This is a genomic window from Halanaerobium hydrogeniformans, assembly GCF_000166415.1.
Taxonomy (GTDB): domain Bacteria; phylum Bacillota; class Halanaerobiia; order Halanaerobiales; family Halanaerobiaceae; genus Halanaerobium; species Halanaerobium hydrogeniformans.
In genome coordinates this window covers 1,496,235-1,512,920 of the sequence record NC_014654.1, presented here as the reverse complement: position 1 = coordinate 1,512,920, position 16,686 = coordinate 1,496,235, and the positions used below count along the sequence as shown (strand labels likewise).

At 33.9% G+C, this 16,686-nt stretch carries 14 protein-coding genes; all 14 read left to right on the top strand.

Annotated elements, in window-relative coordinates; genetic code table 11:
- Nucleotides 1-14 precede the first annotated feature (14 nt).
- A complete protein-coding gene (pyrH, locus tag HALSA_RS06780) occupies nt 15-734 on the top strand; it encodes a UMP kinase (RefSeq protein WP_013405850.1) in 720 nt (239 codons plus the stop codon).
- 18 nt (nt 735-752) lie between these two features.
- On the top strand, nt 753-1,310 hold the full coding sequence (gene frr / locus HALSA_RS06775) for a ribosome recycling factor (protein WP_013405849.1): 558 nt from the start codon (nt 753-755) through the stop codon (nt 1,308-1,310).
- Nucleotides 1,311-1,313: 3 nt separating this feature from the next.
- Nucleotides 1,314-1,523, top strand: coding sequence for a hypothetical protein (locus HALSA_RS06770; RefSeq protein WP_013405848.1), 210 nt, complete (start codon nt 1,314-1,316; stop codon nt 1,521-1,523).
- A 53-nt stretch (nt 1,524-1,576) separates the two neighbouring features.
- A complete protein-coding gene (gene uppS / locus HALSA_RS06765; RefSeq protein WP_013405847.1) occupies nt 1,577-2,296 on the top strand; it encodes a polyprenyl diphosphate synthase in 720 nt (239 codons plus the stop codon).
- Nucleotides 2,274-3,104: a phosphatidate cytidylyltransferase gene (locus HALSA_RS06760; RefSeq protein WP_013405846.1), complete on the top strand. Its 831-nt coding sequence runs from the start codon at nt 2,274-2,276 to the stop codon at nt 3,102-3,104. The genes uppS and HALSA_RS06760 overlap by 23 nt, the downstream gene beginning before the upstream one ends.
- A 1-nt stretch (nt 3,105) precedes the next feature.
- Entirely contained in the window at nt 3,106-4,167 is a 1,062-nt protein-coding gene (gene ytvI / locus HALSA_RS06755) for a sporulation integral membrane protein YtvI (protein WP_013405845.1), read from the top strand.
- Between the two features lie 78 nt (nt 4,168-4,245).
- The gene (gene rseP / locus HALSA_RS06750; protein ID WP_013405844.1) at nt 4,246-5,319 is read left to right on the top strand and encodes an RIP metalloprotease RseP; all 1,074 of its coding nucleotides are present in this window, start codon (nt 4,246-4,248) and stop codon (nt 5,317-5,319) included.
- A gap of 46 nt (nt 5,320-5,365) precedes the next feature.
- Nucleotides 5,366-6,418 carry a flavodoxin-dependent (E)-4-hydroxy-3-methylbut-2-enyl-diphosphate synthase gene (gene ispG, locus HALSA_RS06745; RefSeq protein WP_013405843.1) on the top strand — a complete coding sequence of 351 codons (1,053 nt, stop codon included), beginning with the start codon at nt 5,366-5,368 and terminating at the stop codon, nt 6,416-6,418.
- Nucleotides 6,419-6,450: 32 nt separating this feature from the next.
- On the top strand, nt 6,451-8,157 hold the full coding sequence (locus HALSA_RS06740; protein WP_013405842.1) for a proline--tRNA ligase: 1,707 nt from the start codon (nt 6,451-6,453) through the stop codon (nt 8,155-8,157).
- A 66-nt stretch (nt 8,158-8,223) separates the two neighbouring features.
- Nucleotides 8,224-12,429, top strand: coding sequence for a PolC-type DNA polymerase III (locus tag HALSA_RS06735; protein ID WP_013405841.1), 4,206 nt, complete (start codon nt 8,224-8,226; stop codon nt 12,427-12,429).
- A 184-nt stretch (nt 12,430-12,613) separates the two neighbouring features.
- Nucleotides 12,614-13,084, top strand: coding sequence for a ribosome maturation factor RimP (gene rimP, locus HALSA_RS06730; protein WP_013405840.1), 471 nt, complete (start codon nt 12,614-12,616; stop codon nt 13,082-13,084).
- A gap of 20 nt (nt 13,085-13,104) precedes the next feature.
- Nucleotides 13,105-14,313 carry a transcription termination factor NusA gene (gene nusA, locus HALSA_RS06725; protein WP_013405839.1) on the top strand — a complete coding sequence of 403 codons (1,209 nt, stop codon included), beginning with the start codon at nt 13,105-13,107 and terminating at the stop codon, nt 14,311-14,313.
- A 39-nt stretch (nt 14,314-14,352) separates the two neighbouring features.
- Entirely contained in the window at nt 14,353-14,613 is a 261-nt protein-coding gene (rnpM, locus tag HALSA_RS06720) for an RNase P modulator RnpM (protein ID WP_013405838.1), read from the top strand.
- A gap of 30 nt (nt 14,614-14,643) precedes the next feature.
- Nucleotides 14,644-16,674, top strand: coding sequence for a translation initiation factor IF-2 (gene infB / locus HALSA_RS06715; RefSeq protein WP_013405837.1), 2,031 nt, complete (start codon nt 14,644-14,646; stop codon nt 16,672-16,674).
- The last annotated feature ends 12 nt before the right edge of the window (nt 16,675-16,686 follow it).

The window sequence follows — 16,686 nt, the reverse complement described above, 5'->3', positions numbered from 1 at the left end:
AGGTTAATTATATAATGACAGAAAAACCAGTTTATTCAAGAGTGATACTTAAAATTAGCGGAGAGGCTTTATCCGGGACTAATGGTTATGGAATTGATCCGGAGATGATTCAAAAAATTGCTGCTGAAATTAGTGAGGTTGTAAAAAGTACAAATGTGGAAATGGCAATAGTAGTAGGTGGAGGGAACATTTTTCGCGGAATAGCTGGCAGTGCAAAAGGTATGGATAGAGGGACAGCTGACTACATGGGGATGCTCGCAACTGTTATTAATGCCCTTGCTCTTCAGGATGCTATAGAAAAGTTTGAGATAGAAACAAGAGTACAGTCTGCAATAGAAATGCGCCAAATTGCAGAACCCTATATTAGAAGGAGAGCTATCCGCCATCTAGAAAAAGGCAGGGTCGTTATATTTGCAGCTGGTACAGGTAATCCGTTTTTCTCAACTGATACTACTGCAGCCTTAAGAGCAGCTGAAATAGGTGCTGATGTGATTTTAATGGCTAAGAATGTAGATGGAATCTATGATTCTGATCCGGAAATAAATTCTAATGCTAAAAAGCATGATAGTTTAAGCTATATTGATCTTTTAAATAATTCTTTAAGGGTGATGGATTTTACAGCAGTATCTCTCTGCATGGATAATGAAATTCCATTAAAAGTATTTGCAGTTAAAAAAGAGGGTAATATTAAAAGAGTATTGCTTGGTGACAAGATTGGTACTTCTGTTAATTAATTTAAGGGAGGGTCATTTATGTTTAATGAAGTGTTAAAAGAAACCGAAGAGAGAATGAAAAAAGCTTTAGAAGCAACAAAAGAAGACTTAAACACAATTCGTACAGGTCGTGCTCGTCCTTCTCTGGTAGAAAATATTAAAGCTAATAACTATGGGGTTGCAACCCCAATCCAGCAGATGGCAAAAGTAATGGCACCAGAAGCCAGACAAATAGTTATTGAGCCCTGGGATAAAAATAATATAGAAGCTATTGAAAAAGCTATTATGCAGGAAAACCTTGGTTTGAATCCCAGCAATGATGGTAATGTAATCAGAATTAATATACCTCAGCTAACTGAAGAAAGAAGAAAAGAACTTACTAAAATTCTGCATAAAAAAGCTGAAGATGGTAAAATTGCTATTCGTAATATTAGAAGAGATGCTAATGAAGAGTTAGAAATGTTAGAAGATGAAGGTGAGATTTCTGAGGATAATATGCATCGTGGATTTGATAATGTACAGGATCTAACCGATACGTACATCGGTAAAATTGAATCTATTACTGAGAAAAAAGAAAATGAGATAATGGAAGTTTAAAGCATGTCATTGCAAAAAGAAAAACTTCTAGCTTCTCAACTTGGTGATGCATTAGAAATATTAGCTAAAAATGAGATAAAATATAAATTGAAAGAAACAAAACCTCCATTAAAAAATATTAAAAAAAGTAATTCTAAACACAAGAGAGTGATTAGAATCAAAGAAAAAGCTGATTTTTTAGAAATAATTTGGTCTTTTCAATATAACCGCTAATTTTATGCCCCCTTTATCGAGGGGGTAATTAATTAATTGGAAGGGATGATTTAATGTTTCCTCCTCAAAATATTGCAATTATTATGGATGGTAACGGTCGCTGGGCTAAAAAAAGAAAACTGGCGAGACGTGAAGGTCATAAAGAAGGTGTAAAAACCTTAAAAAAAATAGTTAAATATGCTGCTAAAAAAAATGTTAAATCTTTAACAGTTTATGCATTTTCTACAGAGAACTGGAAAAGACCAAAATCTGAAGTTAACTTCTTACTTGCCCTTATGAAAAAAACCATGCGAGAGGAAGTTGATGAACTGCTTGCTGAAGGTGTTAAGATCAATTTTTTGGGCAGAAAAGATGCTCTTTCCAAAAAGCTGATTAAAGAGATAGAATTAATCGAAATAAAATCTCGAAAAAATAATAATTTAGTATTAAATATAGCTTTTAATTATGGTGGTAGAGCTGAAATAGTCGATGCTGCCAAAAAACTCTTTTTAGACTATCAGGATAATAATTTTGATTTAGATGAATTAAGCTGTGAAGATTTTGGAGATTATTTGTATCAACAGGACCTTAAAAATATTGAGTTATTAATTAGAACCGGTGGCGAAAAAAGATTAAGCAACTTTTTGCTCTGGCAGGCTGCATATGCCGAATTATATTTTACTGATAAATATTGGCCTGATTTTGGAGAAGCTGATTTTGATTTAGCCTTAAAAGACTTCAAAAAACGTGAAAGAAGATTTGGCGGTCTTAATGATGGTGATAAAAATGCTTAAAAAAAGAATTATAAGTTCTATTTTTGGAATTCTTATTCTAGCAATTCTGGTTTTTTCTGGATCATTCGTATTTTTTTTAACAGTTTCTGCAATAGCAATCTTGGGAATCAAAGAATACTGCAGTATGTTAAAAATTGAATCAACAGTTCTTAAATCAATTTTAAATTTTTCTGGAGTTTTAATTGTTTTTAATAGTTTTTTGCTCAGTAATAACTACAGGCATTTACCCTATGGAATTATTTTATTTATTATTATTATTTTGCTTTACTGTTATAATATTTATCATTATGAAGAGGGATTATTTGTTAAAAATATTTCCTATCAGTTTTTTGCTTTAATTTATATTGCCGGAGGATTATCATTTGCAATCTTTTTGCGTGATTTTACAATTGGGCCATTTTTTAACACCTCAGCTCTCTGGTTTGTATTAATTGCTACCTGGCTTACAGATAGTGGTGCCTATTTTATCGGGATAAAATTTGGTAAAAAGGCTATGGCTCCTGTAATAAGTCCCAATAAAACTGTTGCCGGTGCAGTTGGTGGTATAGCGACTGCAATTATATTTATTATTTCTGTTACTTTAATTTTTGATTTTTTTAATATTTACTGGTTAATTTTTTCGCTTTTCTTCCCCATCGTAGCGATCATGGGTGACTTATTTGAATCATGTTTAAAAAGAGATTTTAAGGTTAAAGATACCGGGAGCATTATTCCCGGTCATGGTGGTATTTTAGATAGATTTGATAGTTTTATCTTTACCGCACCTTTAACTTATTATTTTCTCTATATTTTAATGGTGGTGAATTAAAATGACAATGAAAAACTGGTATAGCAAATATTTTATAATGCTGCTATTTCTGGTATTTGCCTTATTTTTTTTAAGGCATATCTTTATTTATTTTACACCTTTTATTATAGCAGCAGTTATTGCTAGTTTAATTAATCCAATAGTTGATATTTTAGATAAAAATATACCAGTTCACAGAGGTTTTTCGGTTTTAATTGTACTGCTTCTGGTTGTGGTCATTTTTGCGAGCTTTATTATTATTGGTGGAGCTCAAATATATCTTGAATTAAATAGATTATTACGTAATTTGCCAGATTTTAGAACAATCGATACCCAAATTCAGTGGTTAGCCGAACAAAACCAGCAGCTGGAAGCTTTAATAGAAAGCTGGGAGATATCTGAAGCTGTACAGGAATCTATAAGAGCTAATATACAACTTCTTTACAATGGAATTAGAGATGCGATTATCTCAGTTATTAATAACATTTTAGAAATGCTGACCAGATTACCAAGTGTATTTATGATACTTTTTATCTCATTTATCGCAACATTTTTTATCAGCAGAGATCGAGATGATATCAAGCACTTTTTGGTTAATCTTTTTCCCGAAGATGTTAAACCGAAAATTGCTAATGTTTTTATACAGCTAAATATTTCTGCAGTTGGCTATATTAGAGCTCTGTTAATTTTGATTTCTATAAGTGGTACAATAGCAGGTGTTGGAGTTCATTTAATGGGATTCGAATATGCCGTGATAATCGGTTTGACAGCAGCTATATTAGATTTGATACCGATTATTGGTCCGGCCTTACTTTTTTATCCCTGGATAATCGTTTCAATTATTTATGGTAATTTCACTCAAGCTTTTTCACTTTTTTTACTGCATTTATTTTTAGCAGGAGTAAGATCGGCTTCAGAAGGGAAAATAATGGGAGAGAACTTAGGGGTTCATCCGCTTGCAACAATGATTGCACTTTTTGCCGGGTTTAGAATTTTAGGAGCAATTGGTTTTGTAGTTGGTCCAACATTTTTGGTTATTATTAAAGCAGTTACTGATTCTGAATTAGTAAATATCAGAGATTAATAGATAAATTAAGAATTAAATTTGTATATATAATTGGTAAAGTTTTGCCAGTAGTCTGGCAGTGGAGGTAATTAGAGAATGATTTTAACAATCTTATCTTTTATAGTGGTATTAGGTTTACTTGTATTTATTCATGAATTTGGCCATTATATTACAGCGAAAAAATCTGGGATCATGGTATCAGAATTTGCGCTTGGTTTTGGCCCAAAATTAATATATAAAAAGGTTGGCGAAACTCTTTATTCTATCAGAGCAATTCCTCTGGGAGGATTCTGTAATATGGTAGGAGAGTTTCCTGCTGATGAGTCAATGGGTGAAAAAGAAAAAAAGATTTATGATAAGGCAAAAGAAGATGGAAGATTATTTACCCAAAAATCAGCATTCACCAGGTTGGCAGTTATTTTAATGGGACCAATAATGAACTTTTTACTTGCTTTATTGATCTTTATTTTTGCTTTTTCTGTTTTTGGTGTACCAACCTCGATTACTGGAGAAGCTGTTTTAGGTGAAGTAATTCCAGAACAACCTGCAGCAGAAGCAGGTTTAAGGGCTAATGATAGAATATTAGAAATCGATGGTACTGAAGTAGAAAGCTGGGAAGAAATGGCTGCTCTGATTAGAGAAAATGAAGGCAGAGAGATTACGATAAGATATCAGAGAAATGAAAGTGTTGACACATTGAGCATAACTCCGGTTAGCAGTGCTGATGTTGAAGGGGGAGTAATAGGTATCTATCCCCAACTGATAAGAGAAAGCGTTGGGGTTTTCCAGGCTATAAGCCTTGGAGCTGCCCAGACTTATCAAATATTTAGTATGACTATCACTGGTTTTGCTCAAATGATAAGTACCCGTTCAGCCGAAGATATTGGTGGGCCGGTTATGATTGCCTCAATTATCGGTCAGGCTGCCAGGGTGGGTATTATTAATGTTTTAAATTGGACTGCCATAATTTCAATTAATTTAGGGATTATCAATCTTTTACCTTTTCCCGCACTTGACGGTGGAAGAATAACTTTTATAGTTATTGAATTGTTGAGGGGTAAACCGGTAGATCCAGAAAAAGAAAGTTATGTTCATCTAGTAGGTTTTGCAGTTTTGCTTTTATTAATGGTATTTATCATTTACAGAGATGTTATGAGAAGTTTCTTTTAATTTGAATTATAGCAATAAATTTCTTCATTATTAGAAGAGGTGGCTTATGTATAATAGGAGAAAAACGAAAAAAATATTTTTTGCCGAACAAGCTGTCGGTGGAGAATCAGCAATATCGGTACAGTCTATGACCAATACTAAAACAGAAAATATAGAAAAGACTCTTATACAAATAGAGGAATTAGTTGAGGCTGGCTGTGAGATTATAAGGGTTGCTGTACCAGTTTTAAGTGCAGCTGAGGCATTAAAAGATATCAAAAAGGCAATAGAAATTCCCCTTGTAGCAGATATCCATTTTGACTATAGACTGGCTTTAAAAGCAGTAGAAAATGGGGTTGATGCTCTAAGGATCAATCCTGGCAATATCGGCAGCAAAGATAAAATTAAAGCTGTTGCTTTAGCCTGTAAGGAAAAAAATATTCCGATTAGAGTCGGTAGTAATTCTGGTTCATTAGAAAATGAGCTATTAGAAAAATATGGTGGGGCTACTGCAGAAGCACTTGTAGAAAGTGCACTAAAAAATATAAGGATTTTAGAGGAAAATGATTTTTATGAGATCGTTATTTCTTTAAAATCCAGTAATATTAAAACAACAATTGAAGCTTATGATTTAATGGCTAAAAAAGTTGATTATCCCTTTCATATTGGGATTACTGAAGCAGGTACTCCCTGGAAGGGGACGATTAAATCTGCAGCTGGTATAGCCTCTCTTTTAACCAGAGGTTATGGTGATACATTGAGGGTTTCTTTGACCGGCTCTCCAGTTGAAGAGGTTAAAGTTGCCTGGGAGATTTTAAAATCTCTTGGTCTGCGAAAAAGAGGGGTTGAAATAATATCCTGTCCTACCTGTGGACGCACCGAGATAGATCTAATATCTTTAGCTCAAAAAGTAGAAAAAGAAACTGCAGCAATTAATAAAGATATTACGATCGCTGTAATGGGTTGTGCTGTTAATGGCCCTGGTGAGGCTAAAGAAGCAGATATAGGAATAGCAGGAGGGAAAAAGGAAGCTCTGATCTTTAAAGAGGGAAAAATAATAAAAAAGGTTAAAGAATCGGAACTATTAGCAGAATTATTAAAAGAAATAAACAAACTTTAAAAATAAATATTTTTAATGCAGGAGTGATAAAGATGCGCATGTCAAATTTATATTTACCTACTTTAAAAGAAGATCCAGCTGAAGCAGATATAACAAGCCACAAATTAATGCTGAGAGCAGGCTTAATGAGAAATCATTCAGCTGGTATTTATTCATACCTTCCATTAGGTTATAGGGTAATTAAAAAAATTGAGAATATAACAAGAAAACATATGGATGCCAGTGGAGCTCAGGAGGTACTGCTCCCCATCTTACAGACCGCTCAAATCTGGAAGGATTCTAAAAGATGGGATAAATTTGGGCCTTTAATGATGAGATTAAGAGATCGTAAAGATAGAGAATATTGTCTGGGTCCAACCCATGAAGAAGTGGTAACAGATTTAATAAAAGATGAAATCCGTTCTTATAAAGATCTCCCTTTAAACCTTTATCAGATTCAAACAAAAGTCAGGGATGAAATCAGACCCCGCTTCGGAGTTATGAGGGGTCGCGAATTTATAATGAAAGATGCTTACAGCCTTGATATTGATTATGAAGGCTTAGATAAAAGCTATCAAGCTATGTATGATGCTTATGAAAAAACATTTGCAGAATGTGGACTTGATGCAGTAGCTGTGGAAGCTGACACTGGAGCAATGGGAGGGAAAGATTCTCATGAATTTATGGTGCTTGCTGACTCAGGTGAAGACCAGGTAGCTTTCTGTGACAGCTGTGGTTATGCAGCAAATGTAGAAAGAGCAGTTGCAAATAAAGAATTGCTTGATTTTGAAGAAGAAAATGAAATGGAAAAAATACATACTCCTGATATTAAAACAATCGCTGAACTGGAAGCTTATCTAGATCTACCTGCAGCAAGAATGATTAAAGCAGTAGCAATGGTGGCAGATGAACAGCCTGTTTTAGCTCTTCTTTCTGGAGAAGATGAATTAAATGAGATTAAATTTAAAAATTATTTAGAGGCTAATCAGTTAAGAGCAGCTGAGGAAGAAGAATTTGCAGAGCTATTTAATAGTACAGCTGGCTTTATAGGTCCGGTAAATTTAGCAGATATAAGAATAATTGCAGATCAACGCCTGGAAAAGATCAGGGGTGCAGTAACAGGTGCGAACCAAAAAGATTATCACTTTAAAAATGTTAATATAGAAAGAGATTTTCAAGTAGAAGAATTTGCAGACTTACGCTTGGTTAAAGATGGTGAAAGCTGTTTACAGTGTACAGAAGGAAAATTAAATATTAAAGCTGGAATCGAAGTTGGTCACATCTTTAAACTTGGCACGAAATATAGTGAAAATATGGGAGCTAATTATCTAGATGAAAATGGCAGAACTCAGCCAATTGTTATGGGAAGTTATGGAATAGGCATTACCAGACTTGTAGCAGCTGCTATAGAACAAAACAATGATGAATATGGTATCATCTGGCCAAAAGCAATTGCTCCTTACCAAATTATTATTTTAGCTTTAGGTAATGATGAAGCAGTTGCAGAAAAATCTGAAGAAATTTATCAAGAACTAGAGGCAGAAGGCTGGGAAGTACTGCTTGATGACCGTAAAGAAAGAGCAGGGGTAAAATTTAATGATTCAGAATTAATAGGAATTCCCTTGCGTTTAACCATCGGTTCTCGTTCTTTAGAAAATGGAGAGATCGAGGCCATGATTAGAGAAAATAATCAGAAATCAAAGATTAAAATAGATAATTTAAAAGAAAAAACAGCAGAATTAATGGCTGAAATTTCTTAATTAAAATTTAAGTATTTTATTTAAAAATTAATCAGTCTTTGGTAACTTTTCTTTGGAGGAATAATTATGATCAAAGCTTTGTCACTAAATAATAAAAAAAATAATAGCTATAAATATTTAATTTGTGATGAACAAAAAAAGCTTATTTACTGTATAGCAGCTGAGGATCAGCCATTAAAGATAAAAAAGCAGCTCGAGGAAGAATTAAGTTTTAATGATGATTATGTAATTAAAGTAATCAGTGATTTAAGCCTTAAGGAAGAGCTTTTTTTGATCTGGCCTCAGATCATTAAGGATTTCAAGAAGAAATTCTCTTTTAAATCAAACTGGCTGCAGAGAGCTAAATTGTATCTTGATGGCAATCATTTGAATATTAAGCTGGAGACTAAGGTTGCCCACAAAAAATTATCTCAAGCAAAAGTTAGAAATTTTCTCGAATATACAATTAAAAATTATCTAAGTGAAATTCAAAAAATTAGTATCCATAACGGGAATTTTTTAGCTGAAATTGATGATAATAATGATTTTGTAGCAGAGAAAATTAAAAATCAGACTAAAAATACAAATAAAAAGCAGCAAAAACAAAGCCCAAATAATTATCAAAAATCTAAACGAAAAAATAAATATGGAAGAATAATTAGGGCTGCAAAAACTCATGAAATAAATGAACTAAATAGTGAGATTCCAAAGGTAGTAATAGAAGCAGATCTGTTTGAAGTTGATTTTAAACAAACTCGTAATGGCAGTTATTTATATATTTTAAAAATTACTGATTATGATAGTTCTATTTCTGCCAAAACATTCAGTGATAAAAGAGATCCATTTTTAGATAGCTTAACCACTGAAGATAGAATTAAATTGAGGGGTAAGGTGTCTTTCGACCCTTACAGCAAAGAATGGAATATCATTTTTAATGATTTAATAAAAATAGATAAAAAAACTAGAGCAGATAATAGTGAAGAAAAAAGAGTAGACCTGCATTTGCATACTCAAATGAGTTCGATGGATTGTGTTATGAATGTTAAAAAACTGGTAAAAAGGGCTGCAGATTGGGGCCATAAAGCAGTTGCAATTACCGATCATGGTGTTGTACAGGCCTTTCCGGATGCCTATCAGGCAGGACAGAAACATGATGTCCAGATTATTTATGGTCTGGAAGCTTACCTGGTTGATGATGGAGAACCGATAATTAATAATCCTTATCCTGCCGAAATTAAGCAGACAGAATTTGTTGTTTTTGATTTAGAAACAACGGGTTTAAATCCATCTCAACATGATATTATAGAGATTGGAGCTGTTAAGATTAAAGCAGGTGAAAAAATAGCTGAATTTGAAACTTTTATAGATATCGATAAAAATGTTCCTGCAAAAATAACCGAAATAACCGGAATCAACACCTCTATGCTTACCGGAGCTCCTAAATTAAAAGCAGCGATTGAGCGGTTTATTGACTTTATCGGTGATGGGGTTTTGGTTGCTCATAACGCAGATTTTGACTATGGATTTTTAAGAACTGCTCTCCAGAAATTAGAGATTAATAGAAAAGAATATACCGTTTTAGATACTCTTGCTTTATCAAGGGCTCTTATTAAAGACAGCAAAAATTATAAGCTTAATACACTGGCTGAATATTTTTCTGTTGAACTGGATGATCATCACAGGGCTTTAGCTGATGCTGATGCTACAGCAGAAATCTTAAAAAAACTTTTAGCTATTATCGAAAAAGACGATAACAGCAATCTTAAAGATATAAATGATTATATTTCAAAAATCGACTGGAAAGATTTAAGACCATTTCATGCAGTTTTGCTGGCTAAAAACAAAAAGGGATTGAAAAACCTCTACAAACTTGTTTCGATTTCACATCTTGATAATTTTTATCGTAAGCCAAGAATTTTAAAAAGCAAATTGCTGCAGCACAGAAAAGGATTATTAATTGGTTCAGCCTGTGAATCAGGGCAGATATATCAGGCTTTTATTAATAATCGGCCTAAAAACGAAATCAAAAAAATTGCAAAACTTTATGATTATCTTGAACTACAGCCACTGGCTAATAATGAATTTTTAATACCAGAAAAAGTAAACAGTAGAGAAGACCTAATAAATATAAATAAAAAAATCTATCAATTAGGTCAGGAGTTAAATAAAGAAGTCGTTGCTACAACAGATGCGCATTTTCTGGATCCTAAAGATAGTATTTTTAGAGAGATATTACAGGCTGGACAAAATTTTGCCGATGCAGAAAATCAGCCTCCATTATATTATAGAACAACAGAAGAGATGCTTGCTGAATTCAGTTATTTTGATGGGCAAACCGCTAAGGAAATCGTAATTGACAATCCAAATAAAATATTATCTAAAATTGAGGCGATTCAGCCTATTCCTGATGGACTTTATACTCCAGAAATAGAAGGTGCTGAAGACGAAATCAGGGAAATGGCCTATCAAAAAGCTCATCAGTATTATGGTCAAGAGCTACCTCAACTGGTTATAGACAGGCTGGAAAAAGAACTAAATTCTATAATTGAAAATGGTTTTGCAGTTATTTATTTAATCGCCCATAAACTGGTTAAAAAATCTTTAGATGATGGTTACCTGGTTGGTTCAAGAGGTTCGGTAGGTTCATCATTTGTTGCAACAATGACCGGGATTACCGAGGTTAACCCTCTACCACCTCATTATCGCTGTCCTGAATGTTCTAATTATGAATTTGTAGATTCTGAATCTGTAGGTAGTGGAATAGATCTTGCAGACAAAAAATGTGAATGTGGGGCCAAATATATCAAAGATGGTTTTGATATACCTTTTGAGGTCTTTATGGGTTTTGAAGGTAATAAGGTTCCTGATATTGATCTTAACTTTTCAGGAGAATATCAGAGTGAAATCCATCGCTATACAGAAGACTATTTTGGGAGAGATTATGTCTATAAAGCTGGTACAATTTCTACGATTGCAGATAGAACTGCTTTTGGTTTTGTAAAAAACTATCTTGATGATCGAGGAATTGAAGTCAAAAGAGCTGAGATAGACAGATTGGTTAAAGGCTGTACTGGGGTTAGAAGAACAACCGGTCAGCATCCAGGTGGATTAATGATTGTTCCCAAAAGCAAAAATATATTTGATTTTACACCGATTCAACATCCTGCAAATGATCAGGAAACAGATATTAGAACTACCCATTTTGATTACCATTCAATCAGTGGTAGAATTTTAAAGCTTGATCTATTAGGTCATGATGATCCCACCTCTTTAAAGATGCTGGAAGATATGACTGGTATAGAGCCTAAGAAGGTTCCCTTAGATGATCAGGCCACAATGAGTATTTTTTCAAGCACAGATAAATTAGGGGTAGACTCTGCAGTTTTAGGAACTGATATTGGAACTTTAGGAATACCAGAGTTTGGAACATCTTTTGTTCAGCAGATGCTTAGGGATACCAGACCAAGCAGTTTTTCTGAACTTGTTAGAATCAGTGGTCTTTCTCATGGAACTGATGTCTGGTTAAATAATGCTCAAAAGCTCATAAAGCAGGGTAAGGCAAAATTAGCCGAAGTTATTTCTGTACGAGATGATATTATGAATTATCTTCTTACTAAAGGACTTGATCCTTTAAAAGCTTTTGTGATTATGGAAAATGTGCGTAAGGGCAAGGGCCTTACAGAAGAGGAAGAAAATATTATGCGGGATAAAAATGTACCAAACTGGTATATAGATTCCTGTAAAAAGATTAAATATATGTTCCCAAAAGCTCATGCAGCAGCTTATGTAATGATGGCTTATCGGATCGCTTATTTTAAAGTACATCATCCTGCAGCATTTTATACTACCTACTTTTCTATCAAGGCAGATGATTTTGATGCTCAACTGGCCTGTAATGGTAAAGCAAAGGTAATAGCAAAAATAAAAGAGCTTGAAAATAAAGGTAATGAAATCACAACCAAAGAAAGTGGAACCCTAAAAGTCTTAAAAATCGTTTTAGAGGCAATGATGAGAGGGATAGAGTTTTTAGCTGTTGATATTTATCAATCTAAAGCAACTGAATTTCAGCATCTTGGTGATAACAAACTTCTTGCCCCTTTAATAAGCTTACAGGGTTTAGGTGGTAGTGCAGCAGAAAGTGTTGTCAGGGAAAGAGAGAAATCAGATTTTACTTCGATCGAAGAACTTTCAAATAGAACCTGTTTAACCAAAACAGTTATTGAGGTTTTAAAAGAACACGGCTCTTTAGATGAACTCCCTGAAAAAAATCAGCTTTCTTTGTTCATCAAATAGCTTTTAACTATTCAGCAATTTAAACTTGCAAGTAAAAAAAAGCTGTGATAGAATTATAAAGGAAAGAGTTCTGATAAAATAGTTTTGTTGATTAGGAGTGGGGGTTATTTCCCACTCTTTTATTATAGTAAAGTTAAATAATTGCTATTTGCTTTAAATTAAAATTAAATATTAAGAAAGTGGGGTGTTTTATTTGGGAAAAGTTGCTGATTTAGTAACAGAGTTTGTACTTCCAATTGCCCATAATGAAAATTTAAACTTAGTTGATGTGGAATTTTTAAAAGAAGGAAGTGACTGGATATTAAGAGTTTTTCTTGAAAACAAAGAGGGAGAATTAACAATTGAAGAATGTGAACGAGTAAGCAGGGCTTTAAGTGTTATTTTGGATGAAGAAGATCCGATTGATAAAAGCTATATACTTGAAGTATCTTCTCCTGGTTTAGAAAGACCGCTTAAAACTGAAGAAGATTTTGAACGTTTTCAAGGGGAATTAATTTCAGTTAAAACCTTTAAGAAAATCGATGGACAAAAAGAATTTATTGGTATCTTAAAAGCCTATAATAATGGTCAAATTAAAATAGATTTAAGAAACGGTAAAGAAATTGATTTAGATGACAATATAATAGCAAGAGTTAATTTAACATTTGAAATTTAATAATTTGAGGGGGGATTAGCATGAATGTAGAATTCATTCAAGCCCTGGATGATATAGAAAAAGATAAAGGGATTTCAAAAGAAGTCTTAATAGATGCAATTGAAACCGCCCTGGTTTCTGCTTACAAAAAAGATTTTGGTTCAAAAGACAATGTTCGGATAGATATTTCTACAGATGCTGGGGAAGTAAAAGTCTATTCACGCAAAGAAGTTGTAGAAGAAGTAGAAAATGAAAATACCCAGATTTCTTTAAAAGAAGCTGATAAAATTGACGGCAAATATAAAATTGGTGATATTGTAGAAATTGAGGTAACACCCGGTAATTTTGGTAGAATCGCTGCCCAAACCGCAAAACAAGTAGTTATGCAGCGGATTAGAGAAGCAGAAAGAGATGTCATTTTTGACCAATTCAAAGAAAAAGAAGATGAATTAATCACCGGAACCATTCAGCGTTTTCACAATGACAATATTTTGATTGATATGGGTAAAACCGAAGCTCTTTTACCACCATCTGAACAGATTGCTGGTGAAAAATACGAGATAGGAAAACGAATTAAATTGTATGTTGTAGAGGTAAGCAGCACAAGTAAGGGGCCAAGAATTTTGGTTTCTAGAACCCATCCCGGACTTTTAAAAAGATTATTTGAAATCGAAGTTCCAGAGATTTTTCAGGGGCTGGTCGAGATCAAAGCTGTTGCCAGAGAAGCTGGACAGCGTTCTAAGATGGCAGTAGCAAGTAAAGATAAACAGGTTGATCCAGTAGGAGCCTGTGTAGGTCCTAAGGGGATGAGGGTACAAGCTGTTGTGGAACAGTTAAACAGAGAAAAAATCGATATTGTCAAGTGGGATGAATCTCCAGAAGTTTTTGTTGCAAATGCTTTAAATCCTGCTGAAGTAATAGATGTAAAGATTAATAAATCAGATAAAATTGCAGAAGTAGTAGTACCTGACTTTCAGCTTTCATTAGCGATTGGTAAAGAAGGTCAAAATGCCAGACTGGCTGCAAAATTAACCGGCTGGAAGGTTGATATCAAAAAAGAATCAGAAATAGTAAAATCTCCAGCAAAAACTAAAGAAATAGAAAAAAGTGCTCAGGAATTAGAAAAAAGTTTAGATGAATTTGAAGAATCATCAGAAATGGAAAATGAAGATTTAGAATCTAAGCAGGAAGAATTAGAAGTTCAGGCTGAAGAAACAGAAGAAACTAAGCCAGAAAAAGAGCTTGAATAAAACTTAAAAGAAACAATAAAAATTTAAGGAGGATTGAGATTGCAGAAAAGAAGCCCTATTCGTAAATGTGTAGGTTGTGGTGCCAGAAGAGATAAAATAGAATTATTAAGAGTGGTTAATAACAAAGGAGAAATCCTGGTTGACCCAGGTGGAAGAATACCAGGAAGAGGTGCCTATCTCTGTCCTAATATGGAATGTTTTGATAAAGCTGTAGAGAATCAATCACTCGAAAAAGCTTTAAGATTTGAAATAACCGATGAAATTTATGAAAAAATTTCGGAGGAGATTAAACATGATTAATTAACAACAGAATATTTTGGAGGTGCAAGTATGGGAAAAATTAGAATTTATAATCTGGCCAAAGAGCTGGATAAAGATAGTAAAGAACTATTAGATATATTAGATGACTTAGGTATTGAAGTATCAAGTCATATGAGCACAATTACCGATGAAACAGCAGAACTTGTCAAAGCAATGTATAAAGAAGATGATGAAACTGCAGTAGAAGAGATAACAGAAACTGAAACAGAAACAGCTGAAGAAATAAAAGAAACAGAAAATGCAGAAGAAAGTGATACCGAAGAAGTTGAAGTTTTAGATGCAGTAGAAATAGAAACTCCAATAACTGTTAAAGAGTTTGCTGAAAAAATTGATAAACAGGCTAATAATATAATTGTAGAATTAATGAATCTTGGTGTTATGGCAAATGTAAACCAGAATTTAGATGAAGAGACTCTAGAATTATTAGCAGATGAATTGGGTATTAAGATTAAATTAATGAGTGAAGAAGAAGAGATTAAATCAATGCGGATCGGTCCTGAAATTGAAGATAAAGCGGAAGACCTCGAAGCAAGACCACCAATAGTTACTGTAATGGGTCATGTTGACCATGGGAAAACAACCTTACTTGATGTAATCAGAAAAAGTAGAGTTGCAGTAGCTGGAAGTGAAGCAGGTGGAATTACTCAGCATATTGGCGCCTATCAGGCTGAAATAGATGATAAAAAGATAACATTTATTGATACTCCCGGTCATGAGGCTTTTACAGCCATGCGGGCCAGAGGAGCTCAGCTAACCGATATCGCTATTCTTGTAGTAGCTGCTGATGATGGTATTATGCCTCAAACAGAAGAAGCAATTAACCATGCTAAAGCTGCTGGGATTCCAATTATAGTGGCAATCAATAAAATTGATAAAGTCAATGCCCAACCAGAAAGAGTAAAACAGGAATTAACTGAATATGGATTAGTTCCAGAAGACTGGGGAGGCAATACAATTTGTGTAAATGTATCGGCCCTTCAGGAAACAAATATTGATGAATTACTGGAAATGATAATTCTGGTTTCAGAAATGGAAGAATTAAAAGCAAATCCTAAACGCCTTGCAGAAGGAGTTGTAATCGAGGCTGAACTTGATAAAGGTAGAGGTCCTGTTGCAACTGTATTGGTTAAAAACGGTACACTTCAGGTAGGAGAAACCCTATTAGCAGGTTTAACCTGTGGTAGAGTTAGAGCGATGTTCGATGAATTTGGAGAAAATATCGAAAAAGCTGGACCTTCCACTGCGGTTGAGGTATTAGGTTTAAATGATGTACCCAATGCTGGAGATTTTGTTCAGGTCTTAGAAGATGAAAAAAAGGCAAAAAATGTTGCTGCTGAAAGACAGGCTGAAAAAAGACAGCAGGAAATTAAACAGGATGCTAAGGTTTCACTTGAAGATCTCTACAAACAGATCCAGGAAGGTGAAGTTAAAGAGCTTAATATAATTATTAAAGCAGATGTTCAGGGTTCTATTGAGGCTTTAAGGGCTTCACTATTAAGACTTGGAACAGATGAGGTAACAGTAAATGTTATACACACCGGTGTTGGTGGAGTAAATGAAACCGATGTTAATCTGGCAAGTGCTTCTAATGCGATTATTATTGGTTTTAATGTTAGACCTGATAATAATGCTTTAAAAGTAGCTGAAAAAGAGCAGGTTGATATTAGAACTTATAGGGTTATTTATAAAGCACTTGAAGATATTAAAGATGCGATGGCCGGTCTGCTTGATCCTGAGCTAAGAGAAGAAGTAACAGGTAGAGCAGAGGTAAGGGCTACATTTAAAGTGCCTGATATTGGAATAATAGCTGGTGCATATGTAACTGATGGACATGTAAATAGAAATTATGATGCCCGCTTGATTAGAGATGGTGTCGTAATTCATGAAGGTACTGTTTCTTCTCTAAAAAGATTTGAAAATGATGTAAGAGAAGTAAAAGAAGGCTATGAATGTGGAATTGGAATCGAAAATTACAATGATATCAAAGAAGGCGATATTATTGAATTCTATACTTATAGGGAAATTAAAAGATCCTTATAGAGGTGAAAAAAA